Raw genomic sequence first — 21712 nt, forward strand, 5'->3', positions numbered from 1 at the left:
CCATGCAGTCCTTCAACCGCCCCAACCTGCACCGCAAGTTCATTGCCTTTGTCCTTGCCACCTCTATCGCGATCACCGGGTTCTCTGCCGTCCCAGCCCGCGCTGAGGACGATGTCGCCAAAATTCTTGCTGGCCTGGCCGTGTTGGGAATTATAGGCGTTGCAATCAACAAGGACCGCCGTCGCACCCGAACTGTTGTTGACCCGGCACCAGTTCATCCGGAGCCCAGACCCCTGCCGCCACAAGTGTCGCGCTACGACTTGCCAGCACATTGTCTGCGATTTTTCCCAGCCTACAGAGATGGCAAAAATTTGATGGGTCAAAAATGTCTGCGCAAAAACTACCAACATGTAAGGGCGCTGCCGCAGAACTGCCGTGTAACATTCTGGAACGGTCACCGTCACAAGAATGCGTTCAAACCACGCTGTTTGCGTCGCAATGGATATCGCATCGTCCGTCGCTGAAGGACGTAACTAATTATCGAGCAGGCAATGGAGGGGGCATCAGGCCCCCTTTACTGCGTGCAAATTAACACTTGAAAGGATGCTTAAAATTGGATTTGTCGGGACCATGGAACAACCTGACTACAGTTATGAGAGTGCCGCGCAACGGTGTGGGTACCTGCGCATTGCCGGCGTTGATGAGGTCGGGCGCGGCCCCCTAGCCGGCCCTGTCACCGCCGCCGCCGTGATCCTGAACCCCGATAACATCCCCATAGGCCTGAACGACTCCAAAAAGCTAAGCGCCAAAAAACGCGAAGCCATCGAGCAAGAGATTTTTGACACGGGTGAGGTGGCCATTGCCCATGCCTCGGTTGAAGAAATCGATGAAATCAACATCCTGCGCGCGTCTCATCTGGCGATGGAACGGGCGGTGGCGATGCTGGATCCAGCCCCGGACTATCTGTTGATCGACGGAAACCTGATCCCGCGGGGGCTGGAATTGCCGTCCGAGGCGGTGATCAAGGGCGATGGCAAATCAGTGTCGATTGCAGCCGCTTCGATTGTTGCAAAATTGTGCCGCGACCGTCTGATGGTGGATTTAGCGCAACAGTGCCCAGGCTATGGTTGGGAAAAGAACGCCGGTTACCCGTCTAAGCAGCACAAAGACGCCTTGGCCGTTTTAGGGGTAACACAACATCATCGCCGTTCCTTCAAGCCTATCCACAATATATTGTATCAAGATCAAACCACAGGCATTTGATTTAAAAAAGAAATTGACCTCGAATCACAGATGAATCATCCTGTGGATAACCAAATGAGCGTAAAAATACGCCGTGGCATCGAGGCAGAGACATGAACAAAACAATGGTAAAGAGCGCAGCTGCGCTCCCTTTAAACACGATTCTTGGTGGGGACTGCATCGATGTGATGAACAGTCTGCCTGCGGAGTCAGTTGATCTGATCTTTGCAGACCCGCCCTATAACCTGCAGCTCAAGGGTCAGCTGCACCGCCCTGACAACAGCCAGGTCGATGCTGTTGACGACCATTGGGACCAGTTTTCCAGCTTTGCCGCCTATGACCAGTTCACCAAAGCCTGGCTGAAAGCCGCCCGTCGCCTGTTGAAACCCAATGGCGCGATCTGGGTGATCGGCTCGTATCACAACATCTTCCGCGTTGGGTCGGCGCTGCAGGACCAGGGCTATTGGATCCTGAACGATGTGGTTTGGCGCAAGTCGAACCCAATGCCCAATTTCCGCGGCAAACGGTTTACAAACGCGCATGAAACCATGATCTGGGCCTCAAAGGCCGAGGGTGGAAAATACACCTTTAACTACGAAGCGCTGAAGGCACTGAACGAAGGTATTCAGATGCGCAGTGACTGGGTGCTACCAATTTGTACCGGCCACGAGCGCCTGAAGAACGAAGATGGCGTCAAGGCGCATCCGACCCAAAAACCCGAAAGCCTGCTGCACCGGATCATGATTGGATCAACCAATCCTGGTGATGTGGTGCTGGATCCGTTCTTTGGCACTGGGACCACCGGCGCAGTTGCCAAGATGCTGGGCCGTGAATTCATCGGCATCGAGCGTGAAGAAGAATACCGCAAGGTGGCCGAAAAGCGCATCGCATCGGTCCGTAAATTTGACCGGGACGCCCTGCAGGTCTCAACCTCCAAACGGGCTGAGCCGCGGGTGCCTTTTGGCCAGCTGGTCGAACGCGGTATGCTGCGTCCGGGCGAACAATTGCTAAGCATGAATGGCCGCCACAAGGCCAAGGTGCGGGCCGATGGCACTCTGATTGGCGATGACGTCAAAGGGTCGATCCACCAGGTTGGCGCCAAGCTGGAGAACGCCCCCTCATGCAATGGCTGGACCTATTGGTGCTTTAAGCGCGACGGCAAGACTGTGCCGATCGACGTGCTGCGCCAGCAGATCCGCGCCGAGATGCAGGCCTGACCTCACCACCAAACTACAAAACTCAGCCACACCGCCGGTGCCCGTGAGCAGTCACACGGCACCATACCTTGCCCCGCCTAATAGGCGGGGTCTTTTGGATTTAGGCGCTGGAACAGTTGTGCTCTATTGGGTTAGATGAGGTCTATCCAGGCTCTGTCCCAAAGGAACAGAAATGACCGACACAACACTTGCTCCCCCGACATCGTACCACCCCGAACGGCATGTGGATCTTGCGGATGTTGTTGCTGACAACGCCTATGTCGAGGCCAACCTGGCGGCCCATAAACAGCGGGGACTGGAATGGGCAGTTCGCGCCCGCTGGATCGCGATGCCGCTGATCGGGGTTATGCTGGTCTTTATAAACCCGTCCTGGAGCGTTCTGTATTATCATGGAATGCTGGCGCTGCTTTGCGTCAATGGCTGGCTGATGGGCCGCATGGGGAAAGTGGGCCGGTCAAAGGCCGAGCTGTTTTTGATTTTTATGGATCTGCTGATCATGACGTTTGGAATGGTATTGCCAAACCCGTTTGCGCCACAGGATTTCCCAATAGCAGTCCAGTACCGGTTCGAAAATTTTATCTATTTCTACGTCATTTTGGCGGCCGGCACATTGGCCTATTCTTGGCGCACTGTGATTGCGATTGGCGTTTGGACCTCTGGCATCTGGATGACTGGCGTCGCTCTGGCCTGGTGGCTGTCGCCGACGGATGAGGCGTTAAGGCAGCGGGTGATCGAGATCCTTGGCGACAGCAACGTCCTGATACAGATCATGGACCCAACCAGCTTTATGTTCCACATGAGAGTGCAAGAAGTGGTGGTGTTTATTATCGTCGCTGTAATCCTTGGATTCTCGGTTCGCAGGTTCAATGCCCTGCTGATGAACAATGCCAGCCTGACCCGGGAGCGCACCAATCTGTCGCGATATTTCTCGCCCAATGTGGTGGACCAACTGTCGCAGAACGATGATCCACTAAAACAGGTGCGCAGGCAGGACGTGGCGGTTCTGTTCATCGACATTATCGGATTTACTCGCCTTGCGGCCGGGCTTGATGCCCTGAAGGTGATCGACTTGCTGCGCGGGTTCCATGGCCGGATGGAACGCGAAGTGTTTCGCCATCATGGCACGCTGGACAAATATCTGGGCGATGGTCTGATGGCCACCTTTGGAACCCCCATGGCCGGCACCCAGGATGCGACCAACGCTTTGGCCTGTGCACGCGATATGATATCGGCGCTGGACCAATGGAACCGCGAGCGCCGCCGGGCCGGAGAGCCTGAAATCCGTGTTGGCATCGGGCTTCATTATGGCGAGGCCGTTTTGGGCGATATTGGCGCAAACCGATTGGAATACGCAGTGATCGGAACCGCAGTAAATGTTGCGGCCCGTCTGGAAGTAATGACCCGTGAATTGCAAGCAGACATTGTGATAAGCGACCAACTTCGTCTGCAAATACAGGCTGAGAATATCGAAGTTGCTTTGATCGATCCGTTTGTCCGGCAGCCCGATCAAGAGATTCGCGGCCTGGATCAGCCGATGACCGTCTGGACTTCAGCCTGAATCAGCTCCGCCCTGCCCATCGCAAACAGGCAATTCTGGTTGCATCCCGTCAGTGTTTTGAGTGGCGTGTACTTTGATGAAAATTTAATGTCTCATCAAAGTATAGACTTGGGTCGTTTTCGCACCGTCCAAGAATAGTAGTAACCCAATTGAAACCCAGAGTTGTAATTGTCCTGACAGCAACATGTTAGGATTGACTGCCATGACGACAAATGCGCGTGACCAAATACGGACCTGGTTTGATTTCGGAGATGAAAATGCAGAAATTCTGGCGGACCTTGGCCAGGTTCTCCGCCCGCATTTTGACCCGATATTGGATGACTTTACAAAGTCATTCTAAATCGACCTGAAACGGCCCAGTTTTTCAGGATCCAGCTTTGGTCGATCATGCCAAATCGGCGCAAAAAGCCCATTGGGAGAGCCTGTTTTCCGGCAAGTTTGACAGAAGGTATTTTGAATCCGCCGAACGGGTCGGGCGCGTTCACTTTCAAATTCAACTGCCCTTCCTGCTCTATCTTGGCGGCTATTCTGAAGCCGGAACCAAAATGTTACATCTGGTTATGCAGCAGGGGCGTCTGGGCAACAAAAAGAAAGTTGCACACCAGGCAACTCTTTGGTGCGGGCAATGATGGCAGATTGTGAACGTGTCATTGACGCCTATTTTCAGGCCCAACAGAAAGAACAAACGCGGGCGCTAACCATCATGACGGATGGCATCAGGCGGTTGGAACAAGGTGATCTGAGCTACAAAATCCGCCAGAGTGAAGGAGGCGGGTTCCCAGAAAAATTCGATACCATTCGAACATCGTACAACAACCTGATTGATCGTTGGTGCGGCACCATCGGGTCGTCGACAAACAGCGCCCATTCTGTCGATTCCAAAATGGCTTCCACATCTCAACTGACCCGTGACCTGGCTGAGCAATCTGAACAACAGGCTGCAACCCTAGAAGAAGCAGTCGCGGCTGTCAGTCAGGTCACACAAAGCACCAAAGAAACCAGCGCCATGGTCCTAAAGGCGTCCAAAAGGTCCGAGCAAAACCACCGAGATGCTGAAAACGGTGGAATCGTCGTCGACAAAGCGATTGAGGCTGTCGTTCGCATCGAAGAATCCTCGGAACTGATTGCCAAGTTCGTAGACGTGATTGATGACATCAGCTTTCAAACCAACCTATTGGCACTGAATGCCGGGGTTGAGGCCGCACGGGCCGGTGATGCCGGGCGCGGATTTGCAGTTGTTGCCTCCGAAGTGCGGGCGCTGGCCGCAAGGGCATCCCAATCTGCGAGTGAGATAAAATCACTGATCTCGGACAGCACGGTACAGGTGCGCGAGGGCTGCGAATTGGTGCGCCAGACAGGTGAGAGCCTGCAATGTATCCGCGCCGGTGCCAGTTCTGTGTCAGATCTGATGGAAGAAATCTCGGATGTTATTTTGGCCCAATCACAAAGCTTGGTTGAAATTGACGTGAGTATGACGGATCTGGGCCATACCACTCAGGACAGTGCGGTTTTGGCTTCAACGGTATTTGAAACCACAACAGGATTGGCATCAGATTCAGCCGCGCTCAAACAGAATATGGACAGCTATAAGCTTAAGAAAAATACTTCCACCAACAGCGTTTTGGATTTCGACTACGAAAAGGCAGAGCGAGCAGGATGAGGTGCGCCAAGCTGTTTCCTTGACCCGTTAACCCCGCAATGAAACGGCTTGGCGCACCTCAATAATAACATGTGCACGAGCACGATTGCCAATAACATGCGCCTTTGACGCCATATTTCTTGCCGATCTGCTCGCTTGTTGTTTCTCATGGCAGTCATCGCGGCCTCAGGGGTTGCAACCAAAGCCCTGAGGCGCGGAATATTGGTGAATTTTTCATCTGCATACTGTACCCTGAGAGGACACCCAGAACAGTTTGGCAATACTGGCCCAGTTGGTGCAGCGTGCACAGTTCGGCACCGAAGATGGAAACCGGCCGTTACACAAGTAAGTGATTGGCCCTTTTGCAAATGATGCATATTTTGACGAGAAATAGACTGTCACACAGCGGAAGCGGGGATTCCTCTACTATGATAACCAGACGCCACTTCGTAACGTCGGCCGCGGCTTTGTTTTCCACCCCCATTCCCGGCGCCCTTTTGGCGGCCCCAACGTCTAACAGATCAAACTGGGCGGGGTGGGACGCACAGGTAACGCCCGCAGGGTACGACCCTGCCACGTCTAACCCATGGGGCCTGAACGCCCGGTTTCTGCCCCAACGTGTCGAGGCAAACGCCAACCTGACGCCGGGCGACATTCACGTCGATGCCGTGGCAAGATATCTCTACCATATTGCCGACGATGGAACCGCAATGCGATACGGAGTGGCAATCGCACGCGGCAATCTTTACGAACCGGGGACCTACACGATCCGCCGCAAAGCCAAATGGCCAACCTGGACCCCAACTGCAGCGATGATAAAGAGAGATCCCAATCTTTATGAGCAACACGCTGGCGGTGTGAACGGCGGGCCAACCAACCCACTAGGATCGCGGGCGCTATATCTGTTTGATGGCAACCGGGATACCTATTTGCGTATTCACGGCTCTCCGAGTCCACGCTCTATTGGCGGCCGTGCCAGTTCAGGATGTGTTCGCATGGTCATGGCACATATCATCGACCTATACGAACACGTCGCCACCGGATCGACAGCATACCTGTATCCACCAGAAGACGGGGTTTCAGCGCGAAGCTGAAAACCACTTCTGGCACAACAGGTTAGCTTGCGACTTCTTGTTCGTCGACGGATGCGGCCTGTTGGGTGCAGATAGGCCGCCCATCCACTGCCCGCAGCGGTAGAAACGTCGTTTCAACCGGGCCGGCGTAGCGATAGACGTAGCACCCGTCCAATGGGTCAATCCGCACAGCGTCCAGATCTTGGTAAGGGGCAACAATCGCTAACACCCCCTCGGGCAATTCACCAATGAACCCACCGGAAAGATTGCCGTTTCCGCCACTAATAGTGTCACAGGACGCCAGCAGCGATGTTCCACATCCCAGAATCCAGGCCAAGTTTTTCATCAATCGTATCTCCCCGAAGTTCCGCAAAGAATGGGTGATCCTGCTTTGAAAAACCAGCGCTTTTCGTGACTGTGTGATTATCCCCAAAAGGCCATATTTTCACCATCGCCCATAGGGCAACGGAGTTTGGGAGATTTCACAGCCTGTTTGAAAAACCACTCACTAGAAATTGATCGCTATGAGCCTTTGGCGCAAAGGTTGGAGGTCGGGTTTGGCGGACGGGTCTTAGTAAAATGACCGGTCCCGGGTAGGCTGAGCCTGATGAAGTTTATTGAACACACTCACCGCTTGGCCTGACCCAATTCTCGTCCCGCTTATGCAATTCAGCCGCAAGTTGATATACTGCGCAGGTGTCCCTGGCTCACTGGCGCGTGAACGGGCTGCCATCCGGAGTTGGCGCATTCGGGTGAAGCAGGCCCTTTTCTTTCAGGCACATCCAGAACTCACTTGGAATGACCGCTGTCGACCATTGCAGTGTGTCGGACAATTCTTGGCGGTTTCGTAACCCGGGAATAACCGAGGCTACGGTGTCATGTCCCAAAGGGAACTGAAGCGCCGCCGCGGGAAGTGATATACTGAACTCCCGACAGGCCATTGATAGCTTCTTTACCTTGGTCAAAATATGATCCGGGGCGGCGCCATAATTCCATGTATCGCCGCCAACCAGAATACCGGAGTTGAACGGCCCTCCGACCACAATAGAGACACCTCTGGCCTTACATGCGGGCAGCAAATCTACCACCGGGTCCTGTTCCAGCAATGTGTACCGCCCAGCCAGAAGAAACACATCCCAATCCCCGATGCCCAGGACATCCATACAGATTTCAGCCTCGTTCACGCCCAGCCCAATGGCCTTCACATGACCTGCACTGCGCAACTCGTCCAGGGCTCGATAACCGCCTTGTGCCAGCGCCTTGAAATGCTGTGCGTTTTCGGCACCATGAGTTTCGGTGCCAATGTCATGGACATACAAAATGTCGATCCGGTCAAGCCCAAGCCTTTGCAAGGAGTCTTCAAAGGACCGCATTATTCCATCGTAGCTGTAGTCATAAATCGGGTGATAGGGCAGCGCGTCTGGCCAGCCCATAGCGGCCGGATCAGGGGCGGCCCCCGGAGCGAGCAGCCGACCGACCTTGGTCGACAGCACATAATCTTGTCCGCGCACGATATCACCAACCCTGCGTTCTGACCGGCCAAACCCGTAGAAAGGGGCCGTGTCGACGTAATTCAGACCGGCCGTCAGCGCCTCACTCAGCGTTTTTGCAGCTTCAACACCATCCACCATGTCAAACAGGCCACCCAGTGGGGCACCGCCAAAGCCAAGCGTCGGAACAGTCAGCTCTGTCTTTCCTAAGCGCCGCGTTGCCAGTTTCATGTGCTCTCGATCATTTGGGCCTGGGCGTTGTGGTTGCCATAAAGCGCGGAAAGTTCATTGGCCAACTGGCCGTACAGCTCAACGATTTCATCCAGAGATGGCACATCAAGATCGTCCACTCTTTCCAGATATGGACAACTTAAAACCGCGACCACGTTGTTGGATGGGCCGATGATCGGAAATGAAATATTGGTAACACCAACCGTTGTGGCTGACGGCATTTTTTCAAAGCCGCTGGTGCGAATACGTTTCAGATGCGCATCGAATTCGGCGCGATCCAATTCTGGTTCGCCGATCGCGCGTCTGTGTAACGCAATCAGCTCATCGACCTCTTGTTTTGACCGAAACGCAGCAAGAACCCGTCCAGTTCCCGTATTCCACAGCCCAACAACTGTCCCGGTTTTCAAGGCAAGCCCCCAACTGCCAGGGGATTCAGCTGAAGCAACAACAACAATGTCGCCGTTGCTTTCCATTCCCATATGGCATGATTGCCAGGCCAGCCGTGTGACGGCACGCATGCGCGGCAACGCGGCTTCGATGACGCGACCGATGGGCGGATGCCGTTGACTGATCGAAAACATTTTGAGGCTGAGCGAGTAGTGATCCCCTGAAGCCGACCGAACAATATAGCCCCGACGTACCAGGGTCGACAGCATGCGGTAGATTTCACTTTGCGACCGGTCAAGCGCCTTGGCCACTTCGCCTTGGGTCAAACCTTCGCCATGGTTGGCGAGAAGCTCAATGATATCCAAGCCCTTTTCCAGAGCTGGTGCCCGGTATTTGTCGGTTGTTTCGCTCATCGGAATTTTGCCCAAGACATTGAAGTGAACCGAGCCTCTCTAATCGACAGCTCAATGTCAAGATTGATTTGTAAGTGAATAAATGTTTTATATACAAATATCGCCAAGGAACGTGCAGGCGAATAGACATCGCGCCAAGGGAGGGAATGATGATTAAATCGAACACTTTGAAGGCTTTACTCGCCAGTACTGCAGTTTTTGCAGTCAGCGAATCAGCACTGGCATCGGACTGGGGAAGCTTTGACGGCGTCACCATCGAGGCCAAACTAATCGGCGGCCAGCAGTATGAAGGCCTGTATGGGCGGATCGCAGAATGGGAAGCTGCAACCGGTGCCAAAGTCGACATTATCTCAAAGAAAAGCCATTTTGAGATCGACAAAGAAATCAAGTCAGACATGGCAGCGGGCACGACATCCTGGTGCGTTGGCTCCAACCACTCGTCTTTGCGCCGCAATATGAAGGTCTTTACGCGGATCTGAGTGGTTTGGTGGCTGCAGAGACGATTGCTGAGTTTGTTCCGGGCAATATCGGTGCGTCGACCGTGGACGGTCAGCTGTTGATGTTGCCGCGTGCGCAGTTCGATGTATCCGTTCTCTACTATCTGAAATCCAACTACGAAGATGCTGACAAAGCCGCAGCTTTCCAAGCAGAGTACGGCTATGAATTGGCCGTTCCTGATACCTGGGATCAGGTTAAGGATCAGGCCATTTTCTTTTCCGATCCCCCTAATTTTTACGGCACCCAGTATGCTGGCAAAGACGAAGCCATCGTTGGTCGGTTTTATGAAATGGTTGTAGCCGAGGGCGGCAACTATCTGGATGGTGACAAGAAACCAATCTTCAACTCGGACGCGGGTCAGCGCGCGTTGCAGTGGTTTGTTGACCTCTATGATGCCAAAGCGGTTCCAGCAGGGACAACCAGCTATGTCTGGGATGATCTGGGTCAGGGCTTTGCGTCGGGCACCGTTGCCCTGAACCTGGATTGGCCAGGATGGGCCGGGTTCTTCAATGATCCGGAATCCTCCAAGGCAGCAGGCAATGTCGGCGTTGCAGTTCAACCGATGGGATCGGTCACCCGGACAGGTTGGTCCGGCCATCATGGTTTCTCGGTCACCAATGACTGCGCCAATCAAGAGGCCGCTGTGTCTCTGGTCAACTTCCTGACCAGCGAAGACAGCCAGCTGGCTGAATCTGCTGGTGGCTCACTGCCGACACGCAGCGCCGTTTGGGAGGCAAATGTTGCGGCCGCTCAGGCTGGTGATGATCCCTTCCGGGCTGAATCCCTTGCGGCCTTTGCCAAAGGTGCTGAATTTGCCTTTGCCGTGCCTGCGATCCCGGAATGGGGCGAGACCACAAATATCGTCTTCCCCGAACTGCAAGCCGCGATCCTTGGCGACAAGACTGTACAAGAAGCATTGGACGATGCCGCCGAAGCGGTGGACGAGTTGATGCGTGAATCTGGTTATTACTAATACCACCACTCCGGTATGGGGGCGGGCCAGACCTGCCCCCAATGCCACAATCAATTGTCTGACAGGTGCACTATGACCCGCCGCCGCTTACCCGAGTGGTTTCTTCTGCTGTTGCCCGCAATCATCGTGATTGCCGCAGTTGTGCTGATCCCACTGATCTTTTCGCTCTACTCAAGCTTTACACCATACAAGCTGACGCGGCCCTCGACGCTGTGGAAATGGGTCGGAACCTATAACTACGAAAAAATTCTGACCGACGCCAAATTCTGGGCTGCATTCGGGCGCACGGTTTTGTTTCTGACGATAGCGTTGAACCTGGAGATGCTGCTGGGTCTGGGCATTGCAGTGATGGTGAACAAGGTAACATGGGGCCAGCGTACGCTGCGTACGATCGTGATGTTCCCGATGATGTTTTCGCCTATTTTGGTCGGCTTTCAGTTCAAGTTCATCTTCAATGACAATATCGGTCTGGTGAACAACGCCCTGCAGTCCATGGGGTTCAACGCAGCACTGCCCTGGCTGGTGGACGGCAAACTGGCACTGTTCTCGATAGCCTTTGCTGAAATCTGGATGAGCACATCGGTGTTCGCGATCCTAATTCTGGCGGGCCTGTTCGCCATGCCACGCGACCCGCTAGAGGCCGCCAAGGTGGATGGATGCACCCCGTGGCAGTCCTTCCGGCACATCACCCTGCCGTTCCTGATGCCGTTCATCTTTATCGCCATGACAATCCGGTCGCTGGATGTGGCGCGGGCCTATGATATTGTGCAGATCATGACCGGCGGCGGCCCCGCCCGCCGAACCGAGCTGTTGTGGACATTGATGAGCCGCACAGGTTACGTCGATGCCCGCATGGGGCTGGCCAACGCGATGGGCTATGTCTCGATCATTTTGTCGGTCGTATTCACTATCTACTTCTTCCGTAAACTCACCGCTGCGCGCGCCCAAATCGGCATGGGAGGATAGTCACATGGATCGCAACCAATCCTATCGCAATCACAAGCGCCTGATGAAAGCACTGCATTTTAGTGGCCTGTTCATTGTTATGGCGATCATCTGCATTCCCGGGTTGTGGATTGTGCTGAACTCGTTCCGGCCCACGGTCGAGATCATGGCGAAACCACCCGTCTGGATCCCATCCTTCACCCTGGATCACTATCGGTCGATGTTTGGCGGCGCGGGCGAAGGCGGCGTGCCGGTGTTCAGCTATTTCCGCAACTCACTGATTGTGTCCGTGGTCTCGACGGTGATTGCCATTCTGATCGGCATGTCCGGCGGCTATGCCTTTGCGCGCTACAGGTTCAAGGGCAAGACCGGTTACTTTGTCGGGCTGATGTTGTTTCGTGCGGTGCCCGGCGTGGCGCTGTCACTGCCGCTGTTCATCGTGTTTGCCCGCGTTGGTATCATCGACACTCACATAGGCCTGATCCTGGCCTATGTGGCAATGAATGTACCCTTCACCGTCTGGCTGACCGATGGCTTCTTTCGCCAGATCCCCAAAGAACTGCACGAGGCGGCCGAGATCGACGGCTGCACCCGCTGGCAGGCCTTTTGGCAGGTCGAATTCCCGGTGGCCAAGTCCGGCGTTGCCTCGGCTGCCATTTTTGCCTTTTTGACATCGTGGAACGAGTTCGCACTGGCCTCGCAGTTGACCCGATCCGTTGGGTCCAAGACGATGCCGGTTGGCCTGCTGGATTTCACCGCTGAATTCACCATCAATTGGGGCGGCATGTGCGCGCTGGCGGTTCTGATGATCGTTCCAGCCCTGATCCTCACCTTCCTCGTTCAGAAACACTTGATTGCCGGCCTCACCTTCGGCGGCGTCAAAGGATAGCATCATGACTGAAGTAACCCTTTCCAAAGTTGTCAAGAATTACGGCAAACATCGAGCTGTGCATGGCATTGACCTTGCCATTCAAGATGGTGAGTTTGTTGTCCTGGTTGGCCCCTCTGGCTGCGGCAAATCCACAACCCTGCGAATGATTGCCGGGCTCGAAGATATCACCAGCGGTGAGATCGCCATTGGTGGGCGGGTGGTGAATGACCTCCCACCGCGCGACCGCAATATCTCGATGGTGTTCCAGAACTATGCCTTATACCCGCATATGACGGTGCGTGAGAACCTTGGGTTTTCATTGAAGATCGCCAAAAAGGACGAGACTGCGATTGTGAAGGCCGTGGACGAGGCGGCGGCTATTTTGGGCCTGGAGGCGCTGATGGACCGCAAGCCTGCCGAACTGTCGGGTGGTCAACGCCAACGGGTCGCCATGGGCCGCGCCATTGTGCGGCATCCGGATGTATTTTTATTTGATGAACCCCTGTCAAATCTGGATGCCAAGCTGCGCACTCAGATGCGGGTTGAGATCAAGAAATTACATCAGAAAGTTGGGAACACGATCATCTACGTGACCCACGATCAGGTCGAGGCAATGACGCTGGCGGATCGGATTGTGCTGATGAAGGACGGCCATATTGTGCAGGTCGGCACACCGCTAGAGCTGTTTAATGCTCCGAACAACACCTTTGTTGCGACCTTTATCGGATCTCCGCCAATGAACCTCATTGACGGCGTTGTGTCAGGCACCAGCACCATTCAGCTTGCCGGAGGGATAAATGTGCCAGTCCCTGCCAGTGCACGGGGGCAAGTCCACAATGGGCAGAATGTCCAGTTTGGATTTAGAGCCGATAATCTGATGCCCCTGGGCCATGCGGTTGAGGAAGAGGGTGAGCGCACGGAAATGGACCTCACCGTTACGCTGACCGAACCGCTGGGCACAGAGACAGTCCTGTTCACAAACATCGCCGGGACTGAAGTGCAGGGTAAAATGCTAAACCCTAGGCCCGTGCGTCCGGGTGAAGTCCTGAAATTCCGCCTGATGCTGGACAAATGTCACGTGTTTGATGCCACCAGCTCTAACGCGGTGCGGGGTTAGACCATGGCACGGATCACTCGCATAGAACTTCAAATGATTGACCTCGTTCCCAAGGTGAAACGGGTCGACGCCATTCAATCCTTTGTCTCGCAAGAGACACCGATGGTGACTGTCTATGACAGCGATGGGGCCTGTGGGACCGGCTATTCCTACACTATCGGCACGGGCGGTCCGTCTGTTATGGCGCTGTTGGAGCACACTCTGGGACCGGCCCTGATTGGCAAAGACGCGGACCGGATCGAGGGGATCTGGCGCGAACTGTTGTTCCTGACCCACGCCACGTCAGTTGGGGCGATCACCTCGCTGGCGCTCGCGGCCATCGATACCGCGCTCTGGGATCTGAAGTGCAAGACAGCGGGCCTGCCGCTTTGGAAAGCCGCAGGCGGCACCCGCGACAGCATTCTGCTGTATAGCACCGAGGGGGGCTGGCTTCACCTGGAGCCGCAGGCACTGGTTGATGACGCTCTGGCAATGCAAGCCAAAGGGTTCAAAGGCTCAAAGATCAAGATTGGCAGTGACCACATCAGCCAGGATGACGCGCGGCTGTCCGCAGTCCGGACTGCAGTTGGCGATAGTTATGAAATCATGACCGACGGCAATCAGGGGTTCACTGTGTCCGAGGCCATCCGGCGCGCCCGCGTCCTTGAAGAGTATTCCATCGGCTGGTTCGAGGAACCTCTGCCTGCGGATGACGTGGCCGGGCATATTGAACTGGCCCGACGCACCTCGGTGCCGATTGCGGTTGGCGAAAGCATGTATTCGATCAGCCAGTTCAAAGACTATTTGCAAATGGGCGCAGCCAGTATTGTGCAGGTCGATGTGGCCCGCATTGGCGGCATTACACCCTGGTTGAAAGTGGCCCATATGGCCGAGGCGTTTAACGTTATGGTCTGTCCTCACTTTCTGATGGAGCTGCACCTGTCACTGGTCTGTGCAGTGCCCAATGCCAAGTGGCTGGAATACATTCCGCAATTGGACAGCGTCACGACGGAACCGATGCTGGTCGAGGGTGGCTTTGCCATCCCATCACAGGCGCCGGGGTTGGGTATCGAATGGGATTGGCAAGCGATCACCTCCATGTCCCTGATCTCAAAAACAATCACCGGAGGAGCCTGATGCAACGCATGGGAATGGTAATCGGGATCAAGCCCGACAGGATAGCCGACTACAAACGGCTGCACGCCGCCGTGTGGCCGGATGTGTTGGCCCAGATCGCAGGAAGCAACATCCGCAACTACAGCATTTTCCTGCGCGAGCCGGAAAACCTGCTGTTTGGCTATTGGGAATATCACGGCACAGATTTGAACGCTGATCTGGCGAAAATGGCCGAAGATCCAAAAACCCAAGAATGGTGGACACATACCGACCCCTGCCAGTCGCCTCTGGCCAGCCGCGCAAGTGGTGAGCAATGGGCGATGATGGAACATGTTTTTTACACGGAATAACACTATGACTCAGAACACAGGCCGGTTGGCCGGAAAAACAACATTCATCACCGCTGCAGGGCAGGGTATTGGACGTTCAACAGCGGAACTCTACGCCGCGCAGGGAGCAACGGTTTTTGCCAGTGACATCAACGAGGCTTCTCTGGCTGAGCTTGACGGCATTGAGGGCATAACTGCGGTTAAGCTGGACGTTACTGATGCGGCGGCCGTTGCAGACTGTGCCAACAAGATTGGCCCGCTGGACGTCCTGTTTAACTGCGCTGGCTTTGTCGCCAACGGCTCGATCCTCGACACCGATGACAAAGACTGGGATTTCAGTTTTGATCTGAACGTCACTGCCATGTACCGCATGATCAAGCTGACCCTGCCTGCGATGTTGGAAAACGGTGGTGGCTCGATCATCAATATGTCCTCGGTGGCCTCGTCCATTAAGGGCGTGCCAAACCGATTTGCTTATTGCGCATCCAAGGCGGCCGTCATCGGCATGACCAAATCCATAGCCGCAGATTACGTAACGCAGGGCATACGCTGCAATGCGATCTGCCCCGGCACTGTGGACAGCCCGTCCATGCACGGCCGCCTGCGTGCGACCGGCAACTACGAACAGGCACTGGCCGCCTTTATCAGCCGCCAACCGATGGGCCGTATTGGTACAGCCGCGGAAATCGCCGCCCTGGCACTTTACCTCGCCAGCGATGACAGCGCCTTTACCACCGGACAAACGCACGCCATCGACGGCGGTTGGTCCGTCTGACTTCCAAGGAGATAACACCATGAAACTATTGCGCTTTGGCCCCGTAGGAGCCGAGAAGCCAGGTCTTCTGGATGCAACTGGAAATATCCGTGATCTGTCTGCCATTATCCCAGACCTCGCCGATACTGCGCTAAGCGATGCCGCGCTTCAGAAAATCCGTGAGATTGATGTATCAACCCTGCCGCTGGTTGAGGGTAACCCCCGCCTGGGTGCCTGTGTCGGGCAAGTGGGTAAGTTTATTTGCATCGGCCTGAACTATGCGGACCACGCTGCCGAAAGCGGTATGGCACTCCCAGACGAGCCAGTGATCTTCTTCAAGGCAACCTCGGCCATATGCGGCCCGAATGACGCCGTCGAAATTCCGCGCACCTCGGTTAAGACCGACTGGGAAGTTGAGCTGGGTGTGGTGATTGGCAAGCCAACTAAATACGTCTCGGTTGAAGACGCCCTAGACTGCGTTGCTGGCTATTGCATAGTGAATGACCTGTCCGAGCGCGACTTTCAGCTGCACCGTTCAGGTCAATGGGTCAAAGGCAAATCCTGCGACACATTTGGCCCCATCGGCCCCTGGCTTGTGACCCGAGACGAGATTGCAAATCCGCAGGCTCTGGATATGTACTTGGAGGTGAACGGCCACCGGTATCAGGACGGTTCGACCAAAACGATGCATTTTGATGTTGCCACAGTAATTTCTCATCTGTCGCAATTCATGAGCTTACAGCCGGGTGATGTGATTTCAACCGGAACGCCTCCGGGTGTGGGCATGGGGCAAAAACCGGAAACCTATCTTAAGCCAGGCGATAAGATCGAACTGGGAATTTCCGGGCTTGGCGTGCAACAACAGACTGTGGTGGCAAGCGCATGACACGGATAACCGGCCTCTCTACTCATGATCTGCGGTTTCCCACCTCTCTTTCTCTGGACGGGTCGGACGCCATGAACCCCGATCCGGATTATTCAGCCGCCTATGTCGTGCTTGAAACGGACGGCGACCACCAGGGCCATGGGCTGACATTCACGATCGGTCGTGGCACAGAAATCTGTGTCGCGGCGATAAAGGCGATGCGCCACCTTCTGATCGGGCTCGATCTGGATTGGGTGCGCAATGACATGGGGCGGTTCTGGCGTCACATTACTGGCGACAGTCAACTGCGATGGATCGGTCCGGACAAGGGCGCCATTCATCTGGCCACTGGTGCGGTGGTCAACGCGATGTGGGACCTGCTGGCCAAAGAGGCCGGTAAACCGGTCTGGATGTTGATTGGGGACATGTCGCCCGAAGAGATCGTCAAGCTGATCGACTTTCGCTACATGACTGACGTGCTGACCAAGGATGAGGCACTGGAGATCCTACGGGCTGCTGAACCGGGAAAGGCGGACCGGATCGCCAAGCTAAAGGCTGAAGGGTATCCCTGCTATACAACCTCGGCGGGGTGGCTGGGGTATTCTGATGACAAGCTGCGCCACCTGTGCCGTGAAGCGAAAACAGCGGGCTTCACCCATATCAAGTTCAAAGTGGGCCGCGATCTTGACGATGACATTCGCCGTCTGACAATCGCCCGCGAAGAATTGGGCGAAGACATTAATATCATGATCGACGCCAATCAGGTGTGGGAGGTCGATCAGGCCATCGACTGGGTCAAAGCACTGTCCTTTGCGCGCCCATTGTTTATCGAGGAGCCAACCAGCCCGGATGATGTCATGGGACATCGCAAAATTCGCGAGGCCATTGCACCCGTCAAGGTGGCCACGGGTGAAATGTGTCAAAACCGTATTCTTTTCAAACAGTTCATCGCCAATCAGGCCATCGACTTTGTTCAAATTGATAGTTGCCGTCTTGGCGGGTTAAACGAAGTTCTGGCAGTTCAGCTGATGGCGGCCAAGTTCGGTTTGCCAGTCTGGCCACATGCTGGCGGCGTTGGCCTGTGTGAATATGTACAGCATCTGTCAATGATCGACTATGTGGCCATTACAGGTCAAAAGGACAACAACAGGATCGAGTACGTCGATCATCTGCACGAGCACTTTATTGATCCCTGTGTGGTCACAGATGGCGCCTATGCTGCGCCAACGGTGCCAGGGTTTTCCATTCAGATGAAACCCGAAACGCTTGTCGATTTCAAATTTGATGCTGCAATTGCCGCTCAGTGAGAGACACCCGATTTGCGCACACCACATGACACTTACCCCACCCAAAGGTCGCAGTTCACCCCTCGCTCTCAACACACTCAATCCAGATGCAAATCCACGGCTAGTTCGCTTCCCGCTTGGCCAAAAGGTTAGCCATGATCCGAAAGGCACCCGGAATGGTTTTTTCCATCTGATGATGAAGGATAAGTGAGGTGTGAATATGTCGGCCTTTGCCTATGTCCGCACAAAGCAAGGCCCCCTCTAAGGGGTGTTCTTGCGGGTCTGCCATCGACAAGATGGCCAGATAGGCCGGGTCCCATCGTTTTGCAAAGTACAGCCCGCGCTCTTTGTGCCAGTTATCCCAATCAGCCGCTGTAATTTGGTTTGGATGGGTCATCAGGGGAGAGTTCGGGTGCAGTACCTCAACGTTTGCCGTTTCGTCCGTAACCCGCCAGCGAAGGGAGGGCTGGCCAATTTCAAGCATTCGCGGTGAACTGTAGTCCGGGTCCCAATTGTCCCATGGTCGATGATATAAAGTTAGCAAAGTTCCACCCTGCTCGCACCATCGGTGCAATCGCGGCATTTGAACTGACAGGCAATCGCGAAATTTAAAGGCAAAAATGCCGATGACCAAAGTGTCAAACTCGGCAAGGACGGCCTCGCTTTTTAGATCGTCGTCACTAAGCGCAACAACATCTGCTCCCAGACGGTCAAGCCAGTGATCTACCCGGTCGTTGCCGCCACCAATGTAGCCAATGCGCACATCAGGAAGCGCTGCGTGAACAACTTGGATTTTGATCTCCGCCGGGCGGATTATGGCGCGTGGATCGATATGTGCATATTCGATCTTATGGATTTGTTGAGCAGGCCGACCATCCAGCAACAAACCAAGACTGTAGCTGCCCGGGGCGACATCTTCAGGGGCTGTTACACTAAAACCAGTCTCAGTGCGCGTCGCTTGCCAGCGATCCGGCAGGGAAAGAGAGGCCGTGGCCGTTGACGGAACAATATCTTTGACTGTTATCGTCAGGACGCGATCCACCATTGCTGAGTTGATTACATCAGCATCGGGAGAGACCGTCGCCGAGTAACAAGGCAACACAACAGGTGGCGTTTCAAAGGCAACCCGGCGGGTAATCTGTTCACCGTGTACCATCAGGCTTGCCTCTATGCAGGGCAATCTGGGTGTGTCTGGCAGATAGACTGATGGGTAGGAATCTGAAACCTGTACATCCAGCGCCGTGCACAGCCCATTCTGATCCTGTGACCACCCCGGCGGCAACGCTGGCTTGAGTGTGGCCGAGTCCGCCCTGCCTGGGCGCAATTCAGACACCAACTCAACTGCATCACCAGCATTTATATAGGTCCTGTCAAGACGGGTATGGATCTGAACACCAGCAGCAATTGCGATGAGATTTGATAGCTGCGCCTCTTTGCGCGACAGCTTGTGCAGCACGTCCCCACGGCTGCTTTCAGGGCAATTCTGGATCGCCTCGCGGATGTGACGCAGCGCCGAACACGCCTGCGGAAGTATTTTTGACCCATCTGGGAAAGCGGCTATTGCGGCGTCGACGTTGTCCTGAGCCTGACGCAGATATCGATTGAGTGACGGCACATCCATATCTGCCAGAGTGGCCGCAAGTCCCGAATGCAGGTCTGTGTCTGGGCCATCAACATGGCTTTGCGCCAAATGGAGTGGCCAGTCCTTTTCATCACCGGCAGCAACCCACCGACCCATTGCCTGGGTCAAATGGAAGGCTCGGCTTTGCTGTCCAATCCGGGCATAACTCCACCCGGTATGCTGTTCGACCCCTTTGGCCTGGACTGTCAGCGTGACAGGCGGCGGTGGCAGGTCGTCGTCATAAGCCTGACCTGCACCGGAATAGGCGGGCAGGTACAGCTTTTTGACTTGCCAAACTGGTAAGTCACTGTCCAGGTAAGTTGGATCTGCCGCCAGGCTCATCACTTCAAATGCGGCCTGGGTCATCGCGCGATGATGCCCGTGCTGGCCCGGAACATCCAGGAATGTTGGACATATGATATCGGGGCGTTCGGTTCGGATAATCTCGACAAACCGTTTTAACAGCCGCTGGTGGCCCCATTTGGCAAGCGTCTCATCGCCTGATTTTGAGAACCCAAAATCAAATATAGTGTCCTGTGGATATTCACAGTGCCAGTACATCCGCATGTTCAGGATATCACAGGCGCGCTCCATTTCAGCAGTGCGCAGCGCGCCAAGTGCCTCGCTTGTCTCAGTGCCTATATCGTTTTGTCCACCTTCGCCCCGGGTTGAACAGGCGTAGCTAAGGTCAAATCCATCACGAAAAGACAGGGCCGCAAGCATGTCGGACTTTTCATCATCGGGATGGGCGCCGGTACTCATGAAAGAAATAACGGACGTCAGGGGCACCAAAGCACGCCATAACTGCAGGATCTGTGGCGTCAAACGTTCCGCCGCCAAGCGCTTGGGATCGGTCAAAGGCATAAGGGCTCCGTTAAAATTATTTGAACTATAAAGTGACCGCGTTTGGCATTAGGCGCTTGTTCAAGATCAACGCAGCGGCACCCAATGTTGCAACCAGCCGACCAGACGTCCCACACTGTAAGCGCGGCTGAGAGTTGTCGTCCCGCAAAGAGACCGATGCAGAGTGCAAATCTACGTTACTGACCAGATGATGCAGTATCGTCTCGGGCATAGCCCCCCCTAAAATGATGGTGCGTGGGTCAAAGATGTTTTCGATGATTTGTGTCGCGTGCCCCAGGGCATCCGTCGCCGAAGCGAGCCACATCATTAGATCCGGATCTGATTTGGCGAACAATGCTTCAAGTGTTTCGAAATCAATATTTTCATGGCCCGCCAATATCAGGTGGTGCTGGACTGACATTCTGCTAAGCCGGGTTTCCAACGGCGCAGAACCTAACGGAGTCGGCACCGGAATATGACCAATCTCGCCAGCATTGCCAAAGGCACCGCGGATCAAATGACCTTGGCTGACCAAGCCAAGGCCCAGGCCGCTGCCAAAGTACAAGTACCCATAGCTGTCCAGGCCCAGTGCGCATCCTGAAATGCGCTCTGCCATTGCGGCGGCGTTGGCGTCGTTGCTAACTTCAATTGGCAGGTCAAGCGCGGTTTGGAACAATTCAACGGGATCAACGTCCTGCCAGTTAGGCAAATCCGTTTCCCGCCCCGAAAGACCGGTTGCCCCAAATGGTCCAGGCATGACAATACCGGCCCCCAGCAGGCGGTCCCTGGCGTCTGGCACGGATTGCAGTGCCAAGTCACGCAGTCGTGTCACCTCGGGGATAACTGCGTCTGGTTGAGCATCGGCAAGGATAGAGCGATGCGTGAAAACTGTATTGCCAAGCATATCCAGCATCGCGGCATGTATCACCGTCGGGCGAATCTCTATCCCCAAAGCGAAGCCACCGGTCGGGGCGATGCCATATTGAACCGCCGGCAGGCCACGTTTCGCAGACCGCGCGCCCTTTTCAACCAACAGTCCGTCTTGCAGAAGATCCGCAATAATGTTGCTGACGGCCTGAACGCTTAAGTCCAGGCTCCGGGCCAATTCGGCCCGCCCCAACTCTCCTGAATGATAAATCTGGCCCAATACAGCAGTTCTGTTTCGAATTCGCGAACGTCCGGCATTGCTGCCTTTGAGAGGGGGTGTTGAAGCCATTACAAGATATTAATTCAAATAAGTTGATAACTCAAGTAACTTGAATTAAAAGCATGCTCAGAACAGCGAAAAGCTGCACTGCATCCGGTATTTTGCGGAGCCAGACAAA

Annotated in this window: 20 protein-coding genes and 1 pseudogene; 16 read left to right on the top strand and 5 right to left on the bottom strand. The window is 54.8% G+C overall.

The window, feature by feature from the left end:
- Positions 1-2 precede the first annotated feature (2 nt).
- The 7 genes from EBB79_RS24020 to EBB79_RS24050 all read left to right on the top strand — a co-directional run bounded on the left by EBB79_RS24020 (position 3) and on the right by EBB79_RS24050 (position 6690).
- Complete coding sequence (locus tag EBB79_RS24020; protein ID WP_177627921.1) at positions 3-464, top strand: hypothetical protein; 462 nt, start codon at positions 3-5, stop codon at positions 462-464.
- A gap of 106 nt (positions 465-570) precedes the next feature.
- Positions 571-1203, top strand: a complete 633-nt coding sequence (locus tag EBB79_RS24025; RefSeq protein ID WP_127751516.1) for a ribonuclease HII — start codon at positions 571-573, stop codon at positions 1201-1203.
- A gap of 92 nt (positions 1204-1295) precedes the next feature.
- Entirely contained in the window at positions 1296-2399 is a 1104-nt protein-coding gene (locus EBB79_RS24030) for a site-specific DNA-methyltransferase (protein ID WP_127751517.1), read from the top strand.
- A 172-nt stretch (positions 2400-2571) separates the two neighbouring features.
- Complete coding sequence (locus tag EBB79_RS24035; RefSeq protein ID WP_127751518.1) at positions 2572-3957, top strand: adenylate/guanylate cyclase domain-containing protein; 1386 nt, start codon at positions 2572-2574, stop codon at positions 3955-3957.
- A gap of 377 nt (positions 3958-4334) precedes the next feature.
- Positions 4335-4586 carry a protoglobin domain-containing protein gene (locus tag EBB79_RS24040; protein ID WP_127751519.1) on the top strand — a complete coding sequence of 84 codons (252 nt, stop codon included), beginning with the start codon at positions 4335-4337 and terminating at the stop codon, positions 4584-4586.
- Positions 4583-5617, top strand: coding sequence for a methyl-accepting chemotaxis protein (locus EBB79_RS24045; RefSeq protein WP_127751520.1), 1035 nt, complete (start codon positions 4583-4585; stop codon positions 5615-5617). Before EBB79_RS24040 ends, EBB79_RS24045 begins: the two co-directional genes overlap by 4 nt.
- Before the next feature lie 407 nt (positions 5618-6024).
- Positions 6025-6690: a L,D-transpeptidase gene (locus tag EBB79_RS24050; RefSeq protein WP_127751521.1), complete on the top strand. Its 666-nt coding sequence runs from the start codon at positions 6025-6027 to the stop codon at positions 6688-6690.
- 22 nt (positions 6691-6712) lie between these two features.
- Here the strand turns inward: EBB79_RS24050 and EBB79_RS24055 are convergent, their stop codons facing one another.
- From EBB79_RS24055 to EBB79_RS24065, 3 genes are all read right to left on the bottom strand, one after another.
- The gene (locus EBB79_RS24055) at positions 6713-7015 is read right to left on the bottom strand and encodes a hypothetical protein (RefSeq protein ID WP_127751522.1); all 303 of its coding nucleotides are present in this window, start codon (positions 7013-7015) and stop codon (positions 6713-6715) included.
- Positions 7016-7376: 361 nt separating this feature from the next.
- Positions 7377-8390, bottom strand: a complete 1014-nt coding sequence (locus EBB79_RS24060; RefSeq protein WP_127751523.1) for an aldo/keto reductase — start codon at positions 8388-8390, stop codon at positions 7377-7379.
- Positions 8387-9190, bottom strand: coding sequence for an IclR family transcriptional regulator (locus EBB79_RS24065; RefSeq protein ID WP_127751524.1), 804 nt, complete (start codon positions 9188-9190; stop codon positions 8387-8389). Before EBB79_RS24065 ends, EBB79_RS24060 begins: the two co-directional genes overlap by 4 nt.
- A 149-nt stretch (positions 9191-9339) precedes the next feature.
- Here EBB79_RS24065 and EBB79_RS24070 point away from each other — a divergent pair.
- The 9 genes and pseudogenes from EBB79_RS24070 to EBB79_RS24110 all read left to right on the top strand — a co-directional run bounded on the left by EBB79_RS24070 (position 9340) and on the right by EBB79_RS24110 (position 17944).
- Positions 9340-10661, top strand: a pseudogene (locus EBB79_RS24070) (extracellular solute-binding protein).
- Positions 10662-10733: 72 nt separating this feature from the next.
- A complete protein-coding gene (locus EBB79_RS24075) occupies positions 10734-11627 on the top strand; it encodes a carbohydrate ABC transporter permease (RefSeq protein ID WP_127751525.1) in 894 nt (297 codons plus the stop codon).
- Between the two features lie 4 nt (positions 11628-11631).
- The gene (locus tag EBB79_RS24080; RefSeq protein WP_127751526.1) at positions 11632-12495 is read left to right on the top strand and encodes a carbohydrate ABC transporter permease; all 864 of its coding nucleotides are present in this window, start codon (positions 11632-11634) and stop codon (positions 12493-12495) included.
- 4 nt (positions 12496-12499) lie between these two features.
- Positions 12500-13594, top strand: a complete 1095-nt coding sequence (locus EBB79_RS24085; RefSeq protein WP_127751527.1) for an ABC transporter ATP-binding protein — start codon at positions 12500-12502, stop codon at positions 13592-13594.
- Positions 13595-13597: 3 nt separating this feature from the next.
- Complete coding sequence (locus tag EBB79_RS24090; protein WP_127751528.1) at positions 13598-14710, top strand: mandelate racemase/muconate lactonizing enzyme family protein; 1113 nt, start codon at positions 13598-13600, stop codon at positions 14708-14710.
- Positions 14710-15039 carry an L-rhamnose mutarotase gene (locus EBB79_RS24095; protein WP_127751529.1) on the top strand — a complete coding sequence of 110 codons (330 nt, stop codon included), beginning with the start codon at positions 14710-14712 and terminating at the stop codon, positions 15037-15039. The genes EBB79_RS24090 and EBB79_RS24095 overlap by 1 nt, the downstream gene beginning before the upstream one ends.
- 4 nt (positions 15040-15043) lie before the next feature.
- Positions 15044-15793, top strand: a complete 750-nt coding sequence (locus EBB79_RS24100) for an SDR family oxidoreductase (RefSeq protein WP_127751530.1) — start codon at positions 15044-15046, stop codon at positions 15791-15793.
- A gap of 19 nt (positions 15794-15812) precedes the next feature.
- Positions 15813-16658: a fumarylacetoacetate hydrolase family protein gene (locus tag EBB79_RS24105; RefSeq protein ID WP_127751531.1), complete on the top strand. Its 846-nt coding sequence runs from the start codon at positions 15813-15815 to the stop codon at positions 16656-16658.
- Positions 16655-17944, top strand: a complete 1290-nt coding sequence (locus tag EBB79_RS24110) for an L-fuconate dehydratase (protein WP_127751532.1) — start codon at positions 16655-16657, stop codon at positions 17942-17944. The genes EBB79_RS24105 and EBB79_RS24110 overlap by 4 nt, the downstream gene beginning before the upstream one ends.
- A gap of 100 nt (positions 17945-18044) precedes the next feature.
- Here the strand turns inward: EBB79_RS24110 and EBB79_RS24115 are convergent, their stop codons facing one another.
- Together EBB79_RS24115 and EBB79_RS24120 are read right to left on the bottom strand one after the other, a co-directional pair.
- Entirely contained in the window at positions 18045-20408 is a 2364-nt protein-coding gene (locus EBB79_RS24115; RefSeq protein ID WP_127751533.1) for a PIG-L family deacetylase, read from the bottom strand.
- Positions 20409-20433: 25 nt separating this feature from the next.
- Positions 20434-21534, bottom strand: coding sequence for an ROK family transcriptional regulator (locus EBB79_RS24120; protein ID WP_164860920.1), 1101 nt, complete (start codon positions 21532-21534; stop codon positions 20434-20436).
- Positions 21535-21712 lie beyond the last annotated feature (178 nt).

Origin of the sequence: Parasedimentitalea marina (assembly GCF_004006175.1) — a bacterium.
Lineage (GTDB): Bacteria > Pseudomonadota > Alphaproteobacteria > Rhodobacterales > Rhodobacteraceae > Parasedimentitalea > Parasedimentitalea marina.